The 15587-nt window shown below is 67.2% G+C and carries 17 protein-coding genes and 1 tRNA gene; 10 read left to right on the top strand and 8 right to left on the bottom strand.

Annotation, left to right across the window (positions count from 1 at the left end; translation table 11 throughout):
- Window positions 1-81: 81 nt before the first annotated feature.
- Window positions 82-155: transfer RNA gene (locus ACZ5R1_RS18860), tRNA-Gly, on the bottom strand.
- 134 nt (window positions 156-289) lie between these two features.
- Here ACZ5R1_RS18860 and ACZ5R1_RS18855 point away from each other — a divergent pair.
- The 4 genes from ACZ5R1_RS18855 to ACZ5R1_RS18840 all read left to right on the top strand — a co-directional run bounded on the left by ACZ5R1_RS18855 (window position 290) and on the right by ACZ5R1_RS18840 (window position 2998).
- Entirely contained in the window at window positions 290-1351 is a 1062-nt protein-coding gene (locus ACZ5R1_RS18855) for a M4 family metallopeptidase (protein WP_115946769.1), read from the top strand.
- A 12-nt stretch (window positions 1352-1363) separates the two neighbouring features.
- On the top strand, window positions 1364-1699 hold the full coding sequence (locus ACZ5R1_RS18850; protein WP_007161915.1) for a protealysin inhibitor emfourin: 336 nt from the start codon (window positions 1364-1366) through the stop codon (window positions 1697-1699).
- 211 nt (window positions 1700-1910) lie between these two features.
- A complete protein-coding gene (locus ACZ5R1_RS18845; RefSeq protein ID WP_037007319.1) occupies window positions 1911-2540 on the top strand; it encodes a SatD family protein in 630 nt (209 codons plus the stop codon).
- Window positions 2537-2998: a hypothetical protein gene (locus ACZ5R1_RS18840; protein ID WP_027598520.1), complete on the top strand. Its 462-nt coding sequence runs from the start codon at window positions 2537-2539 to the stop codon at window positions 2996-2998. The genes ACZ5R1_RS18845 and ACZ5R1_RS18840 overlap by 4 nt, the downstream gene beginning before the upstream one ends.
- 2 nt (window positions 2999-3000) lie before the next feature.
- Here ACZ5R1_RS18840 and ACZ5R1_RS18835 read toward each other — a convergent pair whose 3' ends face one another.
- The gene (locus tag ACZ5R1_RS18835; protein WP_144956046.1) at window positions 3001-4032 is read right to left on the bottom strand and encodes an MBL fold metallo-hydrolase; all 1032 of its coding nucleotides are present in this window, start codon (window positions 4030-4032) and stop codon (window positions 3001-3003) included.
- A 63-nt stretch (window positions 4033-4095) separates the two neighbouring features.
- On the opposite strand from ACZ5R1_RS18835, the gene ACZ5R1_RS18830 reads away from it, so the two are divergent.
- Window positions 4096-4710 carry a pseudouridine synthase gene (locus tag ACZ5R1_RS18830; RefSeq protein ID WP_027598522.1) on the top strand — a complete coding sequence of 205 codons (615 nt, stop codon included), beginning with the start codon at window positions 4096-4098 and terminating at the stop codon, window positions 4708-4710.
- Between the two features lie 9 nt (window positions 4711-4719).
- Here ACZ5R1_RS18830 and ACZ5R1_RS18825 read toward each other — a convergent pair whose 3' ends face one another.
- Window positions 4720-5685: a methyl-accepting chemotaxis protein gene (locus tag ACZ5R1_RS18825; RefSeq protein WP_115946771.1), complete on the bottom strand. Its 966-nt coding sequence runs from the start codon at window positions 5683-5685 to the stop codon at window positions 4720-4722.
- Window positions 5686-5747: 62 nt separating this feature from the next.
- Complete coding sequence (locus tag ACZ5R1_RS18820; protein ID WP_464712643.1) at window positions 5748-6347, bottom strand: LysE/ArgO family amino acid transporter; 600 nt, start codon at window positions 6345-6347, stop codon at window positions 5748-5750.
- Window positions 6348-6446: 99 nt separating this feature from the next.
- On the opposite strand from ACZ5R1_RS18820, the gene ACZ5R1_RS18815 reads away from it, so the two are divergent.
- The 3 genes from ACZ5R1_RS18815 to ACZ5R1_RS18805 all read left to right on the top strand — a co-directional run bounded on the left by ACZ5R1_RS18815 (window position 6447) and on the right by ACZ5R1_RS18805 (window position 9387).
- Window positions 6447-7334: a LysR family transcriptional regulator ArgP gene (locus ACZ5R1_RS18815; RefSeq protein ID WP_027603021.1), complete on the top strand. Its 888-nt coding sequence runs from the start codon at window positions 6447-6449 to the stop codon at window positions 7332-7334.
- Between the two features lie 81 nt (window positions 7335-7415).
- Entirely contained in the window at window positions 7416-8360 is a 945-nt protein-coding gene (locus ACZ5R1_RS18810; protein ID WP_115946772.1) for an NAD-dependent epimerase/dehydratase family protein, read from the top strand.
- A gap of 172 nt (window positions 8361-8532) precedes the next feature.
- Window positions 8533-9387, top strand: coding sequence for an ATPase (locus tag ACZ5R1_RS18805; protein WP_044342166.1), 855 nt, complete (start codon window positions 8533-8535; stop codon window positions 9385-9387).
- On the opposite strand, the gene ACZ5R1_RS18800 is transcribed toward ACZ5R1_RS18805, so the two are convergent.
- From ACZ5R1_RS18800 to ACZ5R1_RS18785, 4 genes are read right to left on the bottom strand one after another with little or no spacing between them, the layout of a single operon-like run.
- Window positions 9368-10432, bottom strand: a complete 1065-nt coding sequence (locus tag ACZ5R1_RS18800) for a hypothetical protein (RefSeq protein ID WP_044342167.1) — start codon at window positions 10430-10432, stop codon at window positions 9368-9370. The two genes, ACZ5R1_RS18805 and ACZ5R1_RS18800, sit on opposite strands and share 20 nt — an antisense overlap.
- Window positions 10429-10989, bottom strand: a complete 561-nt coding sequence (locus ACZ5R1_RS18795) for a cob(I)yrinic acid a,c-diamide adenosyltransferase (RefSeq protein ID WP_115946773.1) — start codon at window positions 10987-10989, stop codon at window positions 10429-10431. The genes ACZ5R1_RS18800 and ACZ5R1_RS18795 overlap by 4 nt, the downstream gene beginning before the upstream one ends.
- A gap of 21 nt (window positions 10990-11010) precedes the next feature.
- Window positions 11011-13032, bottom strand: a complete 2022-nt coding sequence (locus ACZ5R1_RS18790) for a sensor histidine kinase (RefSeq protein ID WP_027598529.1) — start codon at window positions 13030-13032, stop codon at window positions 11011-11013.
- 43 nt (window positions 13033-13075) lie between these two features.
- Complete coding sequence (locus tag ACZ5R1_RS18785) at window positions 13076-13990, bottom strand: putative 2-dehydropantoate 2-reductase (protein ID WP_108582542.1); 915 nt, start codon at window positions 13988-13990, stop codon at window positions 13076-13078.
- Between the two features lie 123 nt (window positions 13991-14113).
- On the opposite strand from ACZ5R1_RS18785, the gene ACZ5R1_RS18780 reads away from it, so the two are divergent.
- Both ACZ5R1_RS18780 and ACZ5R1_RS18775 read left to right on the top strand, forming a co-directional pair.
- A complete protein-coding gene (locus ACZ5R1_RS18780; protein WP_017640080.1) occupies window positions 14114-14593 on the top strand; it encodes a YajQ family cyclic di-GMP-binding protein in 480 nt (159 codons plus the stop codon).
- Between the two features lie 98 nt (window positions 14594-14691).
- Window positions 14692-15564, top strand: coding sequence for a mechanosensitive ion channel family protein (locus ACZ5R1_RS18775; protein ID WP_027598531.1), 873 nt, complete (start codon window positions 14692-14694; stop codon window positions 15562-15564).
- Window positions 15565-15587 lie beyond the last annotated feature (23 nt).

Genomic DNA, 15587 nt, shown 5'->3' with positions numbered 1-15587 from the left:
GAAACCCCTTTGGCAGGGCCCGGAAACGCAACGGCCCCCAATCAGCGTGTCCGCAAGGACTGATTGGAGGCCGTCTGGATCTGGAGCGGGCGAAGGGAATCGAACCCTCGTCATGAGCTTGGGAAGCTCAGGTAATGCCATTATACGACGCCCGCGTGGGGTGCCTTTGTACCAGAAGCCTGCCTCCGGGTGAAGAGGCGGGAGCCGTCTGGTCGTTTCGTGGTCCAAGAAACACGGACCGCACGCTGCGGTGATCGGGGACTCTGTCCCCCAGAGGAGGAGGGCGCGCATGTCTTGTAACCCGGGCACCTACCAGGGGGTGATTCCCCCCTACATTCTTGGCCGCATCATCGATCATGGCGACGAACACCAGCGTTCCTGCGCCCTGACCACCCTGAGTCATGTCCAGAGTCTGCTGCACAATCCCGGGCGCCCCGGCGTGCGCCAGGCACCGGTCGGGCCGCTGCCGCGTACCGATGACGCCAGTCCGCAGCGCAGCATCTTCGATGCCGGCAACGCCATGCAGCTGCCCGGGCGTCTGGTGCGCCAGGAGGGGCAGCCGGCACTGAGCGATGTGGCGGTGGACGAGGCCTACGACTACCTGGGTGCCACCTTCAAATTCTTCAACGAGGTGTTCGGGCGCAATTCCATCGATGGCCAGGGCCTGCCACTGGCCGGCACCGTCCACTATGGCCAGGACTACCAGAACGCCTTCTGGAACGGCGAGCAGATGGTGTTCGGCGATGGCGACGGCGAGATCTTCAACCGCTTCACCATCGCCCTGGACGTCATCGCCCACGAACTGGTGCATGGCGTCACCGAGAGCGAGGCGGGCCTGGTGTACTTCAATCAGTCCGGCGCGCTCAACGAATCGGTCTCCGACGTCTTCGGCATCCTGGTCAAGCAGTACGAACTCAAGCAGACCGCCGCCGAGGCGGACTGGATCATCGGCGCCGGGCTGCTGACCAAGAAGATCAACGGCAAGGGCCTGAGGTCCATGGCCGAGCCGGGTACCGCCTACGACGATCCGACCCTGGGCAAGGACCCCCAGCCCGGGCATATGCGCGACTACATCGAGACCCGCGAAGACAACGGCGGTGTCCACCTCAACTCGGGCATTCCCAACCGGGCCTTCTACCTGGCGGCGATGGCCCTGGGTGGCTACGCCTGGGAAAAGGCCGGGCCGATCTGGTACGACACCCTGTGCGACAGTCGCCTGGCCAACGATGCGGATTTCGCCGCCTTCGCCCGTTTGACCGTCTCCAATGCCGGTCGCCGCTTCGGTGCCGAGTCGGCGGAGGTCCGTGCGGTCGAAGAGGCCTGGGCCGGCGTGGGCGTCACTCTCATCTAGAGGAGCAGGGCAATGCGCGAACTTCCCCCGCTGGGCAAGGACACCGTGGTGCGACTCTCGCGACAGGGCGGCTTCGCGCCCCTGCACGCGCTGAGCAAGCCGCGGGAGATCGAATTCGGCCAGTACGACAGCGCCCAGCGCGGGCGCATCTGCTCGGTGCTGGAACGCTGCCTGCCGGAATCCGGCGAACCGACCCAGGTCGGGCGGGGCGATCAGCGCTACTTCAAGGTGGAATTGCGCTTCCGTCCCCAGCCCGCCGAGCAGCAGGACGAACTGACCCTGCTGATTCCCGAGGACCGCGCGCCCAGCGAGCTGGTACGACTCTGGGACAAGGGGCTGGTGGAATAACCTGAATTAATGGGCGGGAGCAGCGAGGTGTTGAGGGCATCCTCAAGCGTCCTGGCTGCTTTTGTCTCTTGCCCTGCTGATTACTGATGACATTTAGCGCTAGGCGAGTCGCACCGTTTTTGGGTAAAAAGAAGCGATTGACCCTTTTATGGTTACATCGCGAAAAATGACCCCAAAACAGGAAATAACTGCCAGGACACTCGCGGTAGTAATGGGCGACCTGGTGCATAGCGAGCACGCTGCCGATATCGCGCAGTTACACAAGGCTTTCAATGAAGCGGTCGTGCAGTGCAACAGGCGTTATGCCGACGTCCTGGCATCACCGTTGACCATCACCCTTGGAGACGAATTTCAGGGCTTGGTGACGTCCCTGAATGCCGGCGCTCGGCTGTTGCGTGACATCAGGCTGGATCTCCTGCAGCGTGGTATCGATTGCCGTTTCGTGCTGGGGCTGGCCCGGATAGAAACGGCTGTGAATCCGCAGCAGGCCTGGAACATGATGGGGCCGGGTCTTAGCCGCAGTCGGCACAAGCTAAACGAAAAGCGCGCGCTCTGCCGCTATGGTTTCTCGCTGCCTCAGGAGCCGCTGTTGGAGACCACTCTCGATGCACTAGGGGTTGGCTTGACGGTTATCGAGAAGGGTTGGACGCAACGTCAATTGAGCGACATCGCGGCACTGTTGAACGGACAGTTACCCGCGGAGCTGGCAGAGCAGCGTCAGGTGTCGGTCCATAGCATCTACAAGGTACGCACCTCCGGTCACTTCGACGCCTATAGCCAACAGTGGAATGCCGTGCTGGAAGTGCTGGCGGATCTGGATCGCAGGGAGGCTGAGCAATGAACGGGTTGCTGCAAGGATTGCATGCACTGGCCTATACGCTCTTCGCCTTGGCCCTGTTGACCGAGCTTGGCAATGTCTTGTGTCGCAGGATGCTCATCCGCATGACACGGCCAAGAATGCCAGGCGCGTCCAGCGATGGCGCCTTTTCCGCGGGACGCCTCATCGGCTGGCTCGAACGTCTGGTGTTGGCTGCGGGACTGCTAAGCAACAGCTGGGAAATCCTCGCGGCGGTGATAGCGCTCAAGACCGTCGCTCGCTTCAAGGAGCTGGATCAGCGGGACTTTGCCGAATACTTTCTGGTCGGCTCGCTGTTCAGCATTCTCTGGGCCATCGTGATTACCGGGGCCTGGATGCTTTATGACCAGCATTGGGGAGTCGGTATGAGAGCCACCCTGATGGATTGGCTCAGCGCCTCCTCCTTGCCACCTTTGATCGAAGCAGCAAAGGTCGGCGGCTGACCTCAGGGCACCGACCAGATCTCGCCCGGTGCCAGTGTCCGGAACGCCTCGTCCGCCAGGCCATGCAGGGCGCGGGCGTGGGCCAGGTCGCGGGGCGGGGCGAACTGTTCTTCGTCGCTCAGGGAAAAGGTGCCGAAGTGGATGCCCAGGCTGCTGACGGCGCCCAGCGCCTGATGAGCACGTACCGCATCGTCGGGATTCAGATGGCTGTCCCGCATGAACCAGCGCGGTTCATAGGCGCCGATGGGCAGGGCGGCGAAGCGTGGCGCGCCCAGGCGTTCGCGGATCTGCGCGAAGTGCGGGCCCCAGCCGGTATCACCGGCGAAATAGACCGGTCCGGTCGGCGCTTCCAGTACGAAGCCGCCCCACAACCGGCGGTTGGTGTCGAAGCGACTGCGCGCCGACCAGTGCTGGCCCGGCACCAGGTGCAGGCGCACGCCGTCCTTGAGCGGCAGGCTCTGCCACCAGTCCAGCTCGCTGACGGTGACGAAACCGGTCTCGCGGCGGATCAGCTCGGCATTGCCGAGGGGCGTCACCACCGGCGTCAGGGGCGCGCGCTCGGCCAGGCGCCGCAGCGTCGCCAGGTCCATGTGGTCGTAGTGACTGTGGCTGACGAAGATCAGGTCCAGCGGCGGCAGGTCGTCCAGGGCCACGCCCGGCGCGTGATAGCGTCGCGGACCGATGAAGCTGAAGGGACTGACCCGCTCCGACCACACCGGATCGGCGAGGATGTTGAGACCCTGATGCTGGATCAGCAGGGTGGCATGGTTGACGAAGGTCACCCGCAATTCGCCACCCTCGACCCGGGCCACTGGCCGCGTCGGTACGGCCGGCCCGTCCTGCCAGGTCCACTCGGGACGGGTGCGGGTGAACTGCCATTTCAGCAGGGTCCAGAGGCTCTTGTCTTCGCGCGGCGCCAGGTTGTGAAAGCGCTCGCCGTCGAAGTGATCGGAGCGCGGACCCTCGTAGGCGGAGGAGGCGCAACCGGCCAGGGTCAGCAGGTGGATCAGCCACAGCGGACGAAAGATGCGCATGGGACCTCGGACGAATAGACTGGGCGGTCCAGATTACCCTTTGGCTAGCCGCCGTCGATCCCCATGTCGCGAAATACCCGTTCCACCCCCGGCCAGCGTCCGCGGCGCCAGGCCAAGGCACCGCCGGTCACGCCGCGGTTGCTGCTGCTCAACAAGCCCTTCGACGTGCTCACCCAGTTCGCCGACGCCGACGGCCGCGCGACCCTCAAGGCCTATGTCGAGGTGCCGGGCGTCTATCCCGCTGGCCGCCTGGATCGCGACAGCGAAGGCCTGCTCCTGCTGACCAACGATGGCCAGTTGCAGGCGCGTATCGCCGATCCCCGGCACAAGCTGCCCAAGACCTACTGGGCCCAGGTGGAGGGCACACCTGGAGAAGAGCAGCTGCAGCGCCTGCGCCAGGGCGTCGACCTCAATGACGGCCCCACGCTGCCGGCCGAGGCGCGCCTGCTGGCGGAGCCGCCAGCGCTCTGGGAGCGCGATCCGCCGGTACGCTTTCGCAAGAGCGTGCCGACCGCCTGGATCGAGCTGACCATTCGCGAAGGGCGCAATCGCCAGGTGCGGCGCATGACCGCCGCGGTGGGCCTGCCGACCCTGCGCCTGGTGCGCGTCCGCATCGGCCCCTGGACGCTGGACGATCTGGCGCCGGGCGCGTGGCGCGAGGTGCCGGCGCAGCTCTAGCGGCGGAGCTCAGTCCTGCCGCTGGGTGGCGGCCTCCTTTAAATCGCCGGCGATGTCGGCGAGACGGCGGCTGACGTCCTTGAGCACCTGCGGATCGACCTCTCGCGGCGGCTGTCCCGGCTCGGTCACCAGCTGACTGGCCAGCAGCGCGCTCAGGGCGCCCACCTCGCCGGCCTGGTGGCGCAGGTCGTGGGTGTGCTGCACGGCGGCGTCGCGCAGGAGATTGGTGCTGAGGACCAGGCGCCCCATTTCGTCATCGCGGCCGCCGGGCAGGCGCTCGCCGAAACGCCCGCGCGCCAGCAGCCCCAGTTGCCGGGCGCAGGCCACCAGCGGATCCACCAGCCGCCGCTCCACCAGCCGTATCCCGAGGAACAGCAGGCCGCCGCCACAGAGCAGCAGGGCGAGGCCGGCGAGCAGGATGTCGCGCTGCGCCTCGGCGCGGATGGCGGCGATCTGCGCGGCGGTGCGTCCGTGCAGGTCGTCGACCAGGGCGGCGAAGCCCTCGGCGGTCTCGCGGTCGATACCACGGACCTCGGCATCGCCGCGACGCGGATCGCGATCATGGGCGAGATAGGCGGCCTGGCCGGCGCGATAGCGCTCGCCCAGGCGTTGGTGCTGGGCCCGCAGCGCCTGGAGCCGCGGTTGCAGATCGGGATCGACGCTGCCGGTCAGTTGCTGCAGACGCCGGTCGACCTCCGCCTCGCGGGTCAGGAAGGCCTGCCAGTAGCGCTCGGCCGTCGTGGCATCGCCGCCGCGCAGAAGAAAATTCTTCCACTCCTGGACCTGGATCTTGAAGATCAGGTGGGTGTCGTCGATCTCCACCAGGCGCTCCAGCGGGCCTTCGATCAGGTGCTGGTAGCGATGCAACTCGCGGGAGAGCAGGCCGAAGCCGGCCAGGGCGATCAGCAGCATCAGCAGCAGACTGCCGCCGAACAGGAGCAGGCTCTGACTGCGGAGCGAGCGGGCGAAGGGCATGAGGACTCTCGACAGGAAACGCAGAGCCGCAGCTTAGGGCGCTCGCCCGGGGAAGGCCAGCCTCAGGTCGAGACCAGCAACTGGGCGGCGACGGCGAACATCACCCCGGCCACCAGCAGATCGATCAACCGCCACACCCCTGGGCGGGCCAGGTAGGGCGCGGCCCAGGCGGCGACCAGGGCGAGGCCGAAGAACCACAGCATGGAGGCCGTGGCCGCGCCGAACACATAGGCCAGGGGCGCGGCCTGCTGGCTGCCCAGGGAGCCCACCAGCAGCACCGTGTCCAGATAGACATGGGGATTGAGCAGCGAGACCGCCGCGGCGGCGAGCAGCGCCTGCCGCCTGCTGCGTGGCTCCGCCGCGGCCAGGGTGCCCATGGCTGCCGGCCGCCAGGCCCGACGCAATGCCTGGGCGCCATACCAGAGCAGAAAGGCCGCGCCGCCCCAGCGCAGGATATCCACCAGCAACGGACTGTGCTGGATCAGCGCGGCCAGGCCCAGTACCCCGGCGGCCACCAGAATCACGTCGCAGGTGAGGCAGAAGGCGGCGATGGCCAGATGGTGCTCGCGGCGCAGCCCCTGGGCCAGCAGATAGGTGTTCTGCGCGCCCAGCGCCATGATGAGACTGGCCATGGTCAGGAGGCCGGTGACGTAGCTGTTCATTGCGGAAGTGGTGCCCTGTCGTGCTGGATTGGCTGCCACCTTGCCGCGTCCAGGTGTATAAGAAAAACCAATATTCCTTATGCAGCATTAGCTGAATCGATGATCGACTACAAGTTGCTGGAAGCCCTGGCAGTGGTGGTGGAAGAGGGCGGTTTCGAGCGGGCGGCGCGGCGCCTGGGGCTGTCGCAATCGGCGGTGTCCCAGCGCATCAAGCTGCTCGAAGCCCGGGTCGGCCAGGCGGTGCTGGTGCGGGAGACACCCCCGCAGCCGACGGCGCCGGGTCTGCGGCTGTTGCGCCATATCCAGCAGGTGCGGCTACTGGAAGCCGATCTGGGCAGCGAGGTGCCGGGTCTGGCCGAAGAGGCGCCGCAGCGCCTGCGCATCGCCCTTAACGCCGACAGCCTGGCCAACTGGTGGCCGCTGGCGGTCGGCCCCTGGGTCCGGGCACAGCGGGTGTTGCTGGATCTGGTGGTGGAAGACCAGGACGTGGTGCTCCGACGGATGCGCGCCGGCGAGGTGGCGGCCTGCCTCTGCGCCAACGGCCAGCCGCTGGCCGGCGCACGGGTCAGCGCCCTGGGCGCCATGCGCTACCGGGCCCTGGCCAGTCCGGAATTCCGCGCTCGGCAACTGGCCGCATTGCCGGATCCCCAGGCCCTGGCACGGGCGCCGGCCATCGTCTTCGGCCCGGATGATCGCCTGCAGCATCGCTATCTGGAGCAGCTCGGCGTCACCCAGACCTTCGACTACCACCTCTGTCCTTCCGCCGAGGGCTTTCTGCAGATGACCCTGGGCGGCATCGGCTGGGGCCTCCTGCCGGATATCCAGAGCGCGGCCGCCCGGGCGCGCGGCGCGCTGGTGGATCTGGCGCCCGGTCACTGGGTGGACGTGCCGCTGTTCTGGCATCACTGGCGCAATGGCGGCGCCGCCTTGCAGGCCCTGACCCGGCATCTCGAGCAGGTCGCCGGCCAGTGGCTGGTGCGTGACTAGCGGCGCCTGTCGAAGGCTTTGGTTACACTGGCGGATTGGTCGCCCCGGGCGACCGCGGACAGCTTCGGGAATCCCAGCGACATGCGTATCTTGATCACGGGCGCCAGCGAGCCGCTCGGTGCGGGCCTGGCCTGCGACCTGCTCGACCGCGGCCAACTGGTGCGGGTGCACGGCCGCCCCGGCGCGACCCTGGACGCCCTGGTCGAGCGCGGCGCCGACTATCACCCGGCCTTGCTCGACCAGCCCGCGCAGGTGGTGGCGCTGTGCGACGACATCGACGCCATCGCCCACTGTACCGATGTGGCCGGCGTGCCGAGCGCGGCCGATCTCGACCACGGCCAGGTGCTGATCGAAGCCGCCCTGCAGCAGCAGGTCGCGCAATTCGTCTATGTCTCGTCCGCCCGCGTCTACGAGCGGGGCGGCGAAGCGCTCAAGGAAGACCAGGTGCCGGCCAAGCCCGCCAGCCGCGAGGCCCAGCGCCGGCTGCAACTGGAGCGCCTGGCCCTGGCCGCCGGCGAATTCGGCCCCCAGGTCACGGTGTTGCGGCCGGCCCAGGTGCTCGGCCTGGCCGATCGCGACTGGGCGCGCTGGTTGCTGGAAAGGGCCAAGGCCAGGCAGCTGGGCCGCAGCGGCAACGGCCTCAATCGCTGGGACTTCACCAGCGCCGGCAATCTGCGCAAGGCCCTGGTGACCTTGTTGCTCAGGCAACCGGCCGCCACCCAGGGCAAGGTCTTCAACCTCAGCGATGGCCAGCCGCTGGTGTGCTGGGATGCGATCAACTTCCTGCTGCGGCGCTTCGAGTTGCCGCCGGTGGTCGAGCGCAAGGCCTTCGATCCCCGGCGTCTCTATGCCCGCCTGCGCACCCCGGGTCACGAGTCGCGCTGGCCCGAGCTGCTCGACAGCCCCTTCACCCTGGACATCCGCGCCGCCCAGGCGGCCTTCGGCTACCTGCCCGAGGCCAGCTCCTGGGACGCCCTGGAAGAATATCGCCCGCGGGCGCCCCAGGCCCGCAGCGGCCCGGTCTAGCGCCGCACCAAAGGCACTCGGGATATGGCATGCTGGCGCTTTGCTATCGGCGCAGACTGCGTTTCCGCGCACGCTCCCGGGGTGAATCCGTCCGCGCACGGCCTCGCGTCGGCGCCGACGGCCGTTATACTGGCCGCGATTTCGTCTTCCTGCCTTTGCTCACAGGTCTGCCATGCGCAACGATCTTCTCGATGAAATGGATAACGTCCCGAGTCTGACGCCGGAGCGTGACGATCGCCGTCCCGCGGGTCGCCGGTCGGTCGAAGCCGAGGAGGTCTATCGCGAGCCCACGGCCGGTCATGCGCGCGCGGTACGCCGTGGCCCGTCCACCGCGCCGCTGTGGGTGCTGGTCGCGGCCCTGACTCTGGCCCTGGCCGGGGTCGCCTGGTGGAGTCATCAGCAACTGGTGCTGATGCAGGAGCAGGTGGTGGCCACCCAGGAAAACTTCGCGCGCATCAGCGAAGACGCCCAGGGTCGCCTGAGGGACATCTCCGGCAAGCTGGTGGAAAGCGAATCCTCCGGTACCACCAGTCGCGAGGCGCTGCTGCTGCAGGTCAAGACCTTGCAGACCAAGGTCGCCGAACTCACCCGCCAGCAGCAGGGGGTGACGGACAACCAGCAGGCCCAGGACAACCGTCTGCAGAATCTCTCCACCGCGGTCCAGACGGTGCAGACCGGCAGTGGCGAGGTGGATACCCGCCTCAAGGCCCTGGCCGATGAGCAGGCCGCGCTGAAGAACGGCCTGGCGCAGACCGCCAGCCTGACCGAGCAGGTCGCCAGCCTCACCGCGCAGAACAAGGCGCTGCAGGCCGACATCGCCGCGCTGAAGAAGCCCAGTGCCCAGAATCAGGCCCTGGGTGAGATGCAACAGGACCTGCTGGTGCTGCGCAGCGAGCTGGATGCGCGCCCGGTGGGCCCGGACAGCAAGGAATTCGACGCCTTCCGCCTGCAGACCACCCGCAACATCACCACCCTGCAGACCCAGGTGCAGAATCTGCAGCAGCAGATCAGCGCCGGGGCGCGTTGATCGGATCGATTTCGCTGCGCTGCCATTCCTGCGGCCAGAGCTCGCCATCGAGTTGATCGAGCCGGCGCTGCAGGACCTTCTGCTTGAACACCTCGAGAATCTCCACCAGTACCTCGTCCAGGGCATTGTCCTGGGCGCCGCTGGGCAGACTCTGATCGAAGCCGTGATCGGCCAGGCGACTGGCCAGGGCACGGAAGTCGCGGGTGCGCAGGCTGGCCGCCGCTTCCCTGACCAGGCCGTTGACGATGTCGGTGAGCACCCCGTCCAGGGTGTCGGCCAGTCGCTCGCCCATGGGTAGGCGCTTGAGCCGGGCCAGGTCGGGATTCTCGTCCAGGGCGCGTTGCACCACGGCGCCAACCAGGCGCTCTAGGGTGGCGCGATTCTGGCTATAGCCCTGTTCCACCATGGTCTGGATGCGCAGCGCCATGCCGTCGATCAGTCGCTGCTTGCGCGGGCGGATCACCCGGTCGATCACGCTTTGGGAGAAGTCGTCGCGGGTGTTGAGTTCGTCCTGCAGTTCGCCGCAGATCTTGATCATCACCCGGTCGGACAGGTCTTCCATGAGCAGCTGGTAGTAGTGGTTGAACAGCCGATAGGGCCGCCAGCCGCGCATGTCGATCAGCCCCAGGCGTTGCAGGCGCAGCAGCAGCGAGACGATGCGCAGCGCCCGCAGCAGGCGGAAGCCGCCCAGGGGGATGCAGCCGAGCACGTCGTACCAGTGGATGAAGGGGTAGTGGTACCAGCGCGCATGGCGGCGTTCGATCACCGCCACCAGCCAGCCGAGCAGCACGTCGGCGATGAAGAAGGCGACGAACACCAGGTCGATGCGGGTGAAGTGGGCGTGGATGCGTTCGCCATAGAAGGCGTGGAAGCCGGGCAGCACCGCAGCCAGGGCCTGGTTGAGCGGTCCCAGGGCATAGAGGCTGTCGAACAGGATCAGCGCCAGGTTCACGCAGACCAGGATCAGGATCAGGCCGTCCCAGAGCGCCAGCAGCCCCTCGTGGCGGCGCGGCGGTGGCGCGGCGGGCGCGGCCGGCGCGCTCATGGCCGCGCGGCCTGCCAGAGCACCTCGCTCACCCCCTGGCGCCGGGCGACGATGCGGGCGGCGACGAACAGCAGGTCGGACAGGCGATTGAGATAGGGCAGGCCCTGGCCCTCCAGCGGCTCCACCGCATGCAGGCTGCGGCAGCGGCGCTCGACGCTGCGCGCCAGGGTGCGGCAGACATGGGCCTGGGCCACGGCGCGCGAGCCGCCGGGCAGGATGAAGTTCTCCAGCGGCCCCAGCTCGGCGTTCCAGCGATCGATGGCGCCCTCCAGGCGTTCGATCTCCATCGGTTGCAGGGCGCGATAGCTGGGCATGGCCAGTTCGCCACCGAGGTCGAACAGGCGGTGCTGACAGGGCGCCAGAAGCTCGCTCACCTCGGCCAGGCGGGCATCCTCGGCCAGCTCGGCGAGCAGCAGACCCAGGGCACTGTTGAGCTCATCCACCGCGCCGATGGCCTCGATGCGCGGATGGTCCTTGGGTACCCGGCTGCCGTCGGCCAGGCCGGTGTCGCCGGCGTCGCCCTGGCGGGTGTAGATCTCGGTGAGGCGAAAACCCATGGCGCAGCTCCTGATGAGGTCCTAGGCCGCGTCGAAGTCGGCCTGGACGAGGGGCAGGCGCAGGGTGAAGCAGGTCCCTACGCCAGGCGTGGAGTGCACCTCCATCTGCCCCTTGTGGTTGTTGGTGATGATGAAATACGACACCGACAGGCCCAGACCGGTGCCCTGGCCCACCTCCTTGGTGGTGAAGAAGGGCTCGAAGATGCGCTTGCAGATGTCCTCGGGGATGCCGATGCCGTTGTCTTCCACCTGGATCTCGGCCCAGCCGCCGCGCAGCTTGGTGCGCAAGGTGATGCGGCCGTATTCGCCTTCTTCCTCGTCGTCGCGCAGGTGGATGGCCTGGGCGGCGTTCTTCAGCAGGTTGAGCAGCACCTGCTCCAGTTCGTTGCCGATCACCGGCACCGGTCCCAGCGCCGGATCGAATTCGCGGATGATCGACAGGGTGCGGAAGTCGAAGCCCTCGGCCAGGTCGAAGTCGTTGCCGGCGATCTCGATGGCCTGGTCGATCAGCGGCGGCAATTCGCTGGCTTCCATCTTGCGATTGCTGCGCCGGCTGAAGGCCAGCATGTGGCTGACGATCTTGGCCGCGCGGCTGCCGGCCTGGTGGATGCCGTCGAGCAGCCGCGGGATCTGCCGGCTCTCTAGGTAGCAGTTCACCGCATTGAGCTCGACACCGGATTCGGCGGCCTGCTCGACGTTCTTCGGCAACTCCGGCGACAGCCGCCGGCGGATGTTCTGCACGTTGTGCAGGATGGCGCCGAGCGGATTGTTGATCTCGTGGGCCATGCCGGCGGCGAGGCCGCCCACCGAGAGCATCTTTTCCGACTGCACCATCATCTCTTCCATGTTCAGGCGCTGGGTGATGTCGTCGATGCGGATCACCACGCCACGCCCGGCGCCGCCCATCAGCGGGTAGAAGGTCAGGGTGTAGTGCCGCGGGGTATCGGTCAGCGCCCAGGTCACCCGCTCCACCTTTTCCACCCGCAGCAATTCGGCGGTGCGACTCAGTTGCGGCAGGAACGGCTTGAGCGAAGGAAAGGCCAGGAACACCGGCTGGTTCAGGGCCTCGTCCAGCTGGGTGCCGGAGAGGTGGGTGGCCTCCTGGTTCCACTGGGTGACGTAGAACTGCTCGTCCACGGCGATCAGTGCCGAGGGCATGGAGTCGATGATACTGTTGAGGTAGTTCTGGAAGCCGGTGAGCTTCTTCTCGATCTTGCCGCGGACCTGCACCTCCAGCTCCAGCTTGCGGTTGGAGCGGCGAGTCTCCTCGGCCAGGCTCTGGGCCTGAAGCACCGCGTACTGGGCGTCGTCGCGGGCGCGCTTGAGTTGCTGCTCGCGGCCCTGGATGCGGCCGAGCATGGTGTTGAAGGATTCCGCCAGGCGGCCCAGTTCGTCTTCGCTGCCCTTGCTGGCGCGTAAGGAATAGTTTTCCTCGCGGGTCACCTGGCGCGAGAGTTCTTCCAGTTCGCGGATCGGCAGGGTGATGAGTCTCTTGATCTGCCGCGCCACCACCAGCCAGAGCAGGATACTGAAGGTCAGGATCGCCAGACTGGCGGTCAGGGTGCCGCGGTAGAAGGCCCCCGGCAGTTCGCTGCTGGCCACCAGCAGCAGATGCCCGGGAGCGCCCTCGGGACGCGGCAGCTCCACCAGCAGATTGGTGCGGAATTCGCGCAGGCGCCAGGTCTGCAGCTCTTCGAAGCGCGCCGGCACCTGCAGGCGATCGCCATTGTGCAACTCGGCCAGGCGCTGGCCCTGGCTGTCGTAGACCGCGGCCAGGCGCAGCGGCGCATAGCCGTCCAGCTGGCGCAGCTGCACCTCGGCCGCCGCCGGCGAGGCCAGCACCTCGCGGCTGAGCACCGGGCTGGCGAACAGCCGGCCCAGGGTCTGCAGCGCCTGGGGCGCCACGCTCTCCTGGGAGATCCAGTAGGCGGCGCTGATAAAGGTCACATTGGCCACCACCAGCACCGCGATCATCATCACCAGCAGGGCAGCCAGCAACTTGCGGCCGACCGGGAGATTCTTCAGGCGTTTGGCAAGGATCATGGCGCAGCCGTGGCAACAGGGAAGCGGGCAGGGTAGCCCGCTGCTAATCGACGGGCAATCCACGCTCCGCGAGCCGGACCTGCAGGCGCTGCTGCAGCTCGGTCAGGTGCGGCACCGGCAGGCGCAGCCGTCCGGCGATCGGCAGGGCGTGGCCGAGCAGGTAGCTCACCTCGGTGCGCTGGCCGCGCTCCACGTCCTGCAGCATGGAGGATCTGTTGTGGGCGGTGGCGGCGATCACCGCCTCGACCTCCTGCTGCAGCCCCTGGGCCGCCGGGGCGAGGCCCATGGCTTCCAGCAGCGCCGCGAGTTCGTCGCAGAGCGCCGTGACCTCCGGCAGATGCTGGCGCAATTCGCCGTTGCGGCAGCGATAGAGCACGGTCAGCGGATTGATGGCGCAGTTGATCGCCAGCTTGCGCCACAGGCGGGCGTCGATGTCGTCGGTCCAGCGCACCGGGAAACCCAGCTCGGCGAGGGTATCCAGCCAGGGCGGCGGGGTATGGCTGCCGAGCTGGTCGCCGATCCAGATCTGCCCGGCACCGGCCGCGACCACATGGAAATCGGTCTCGCGATAGGCTCCCTCGGTGGTGCTGGCTCTCAGGCAGCGCGCCCGCGGTACCCGGGCGGCGACGGCGTCCTGGCTGCCCAGGCCGTTCTGCAGCAGCAGGATCTCGGCTTCCGGTTCCAGGCGCGCGGCGACGCTGGCGATGGCCTCTTCGGCGTCGTAGCTCTTGCAGGCGAGGATGAGCCGGCGGATCGGATTGCCGGCCTCGGGCGTCTCGGCAGGCAGCGGATAGAGGCTGGTGGTGTCGCCTTCGCTGAGTTGCAGGCCGCCGCGGGCGCGATACTGCGCCAGGCGCGTGCGATCGCGCAGGATCAGCCGGACCGGCTCGCCACCGCGAAATAGCCGCGCGGCCCAGAGTCCGCCGAGACTGCCGGCGCCCAGCACGTGCCAACTCACAGCTGTGACTCCAGTGTCGATTCCTTGCGCATGGTCGGATTCCTGAGGAAGAGGGCCAGTCGTTATAATGGTCGGTCAGGCTGCAGCGTCAAGGCTGCCCCACCCCAACCGAGGAGAAAATCCATGCCTTCCTTCGACGTCGTATCGGAGCTGGACAAGCACGAAGTCACCAACGCCGTGGACAACGCCATGAAGGAGCTCGAGCGCCGGTACGACCTGCGCGGCAAGGGCAGCTTCGAGGCCAAGGACCTTACCGTCACTCTGACCGCCGACGCCGATTTCCAGCTCGAGCAGATGCTGGAGATCCTCAAAGTCAACCTGGCCAAGCGCAAGATCGACGTCCAGTGCCTGGAGGTCAAGGACGCCTATGCCTCCGGCAAGACCGTGAAGCAGGAGACCACCCTGCGCGAGGGCATCGACAAGGAGCTGGCGAAGAAGATCGTCGCCCTGATCAAGGACAGCAAGATCAAGGTCCAGGCCGCCATCCAGGGCGAACAGGTGCGCGTCACCGGCAAGAAACGCGACGAATTGCAGGAGGTCATCGCCCTGCTGCGCGGCCAGTCCCTGGGCATGCCGCTGCAGTTCGACAACTTCCGCGACTGAGCCGCGTTTCGGAACCTCTCGGGCTACCGTCCGTCGCACATAGGGCGCCGCCATTCAGGCCGCGCCCGACTTTTTTCTTGTGCGTGGAGAGGTAGACGATGGATTTGAGTGCCCAGACCGATCACCTGCTGACGGCCTTCATGGCCTGGCTACCGGTGATCCTGCAATATTGCGGCAAGGTGGTACTGGCCCTGATCACCCTGTGGATCGGCTGGTGGATCATCAATCGCCTGACCGGGCGACTGGCCGCGCTGTTCACCGCGCGGCACATGGACCAGGCCCTGGAAACCTTCGTGGTGACCCTGGTCAACATCGGTCTCAAGGTCATGCTGGTGATCAGCGTCGCCTCCATGATCGGCATCGCCACCACCTCCTTCGTCGCCGCCCTCGGCGCCGCCAGCCTGGCCATCGGCCTGTCGCTGCAGGGCAGCCTGGCCAACTTCGCCGGCGGGGTGCTGATCCTGCTGTTCCGGCCGTTCAAGATCGGCGACTACATCGAGGCCCAGGGCGTGCAGGGCACCGTGGATTCGATCCAGATCTTCCACACCGTGCTGCGCACCGGCGACAACCGCACCGTCACCGTGCCCAACGGCAACCTGTCCAACGGCATCATCACCAACCAGTCGCGCCAGGCGACGCGGCAGATCGTCTTCGACGTCAAGGTCGGCTACGACGCCGATCTGCAGAAGGCCAAGCAGGTGCTGGCCGACATGGCCAAGGATCCGCGGGTGCTGGAGACGCCGCCACCCGCCATCGTGGTGGCTGGCCTGGGCGACACCTTCATCACCGTGTCGCTGCGCTGCTGGACCGCCAACAGCGATTTCTGGGGCACCCAGTTCACCTTCAACGAGCAGATCCGCGATCGCCTGCGGGCCGAAGGCATCGACATCGCGCTGCCCAGCCGGGTGGTCAAGGTGATCGACGACAAGGGCGACGAGCGCGCCGCCGCGGCCGCGCGCGGCGAAGCCTAGGGCAGGTCGGGGCGGCCGTAGGC

The organism is Pseudomonas sp. Pso3, assembly GCF_055393275.1.
This window is presented reverse-complemented; position numbering and strand designations above follow the sequence as displayed.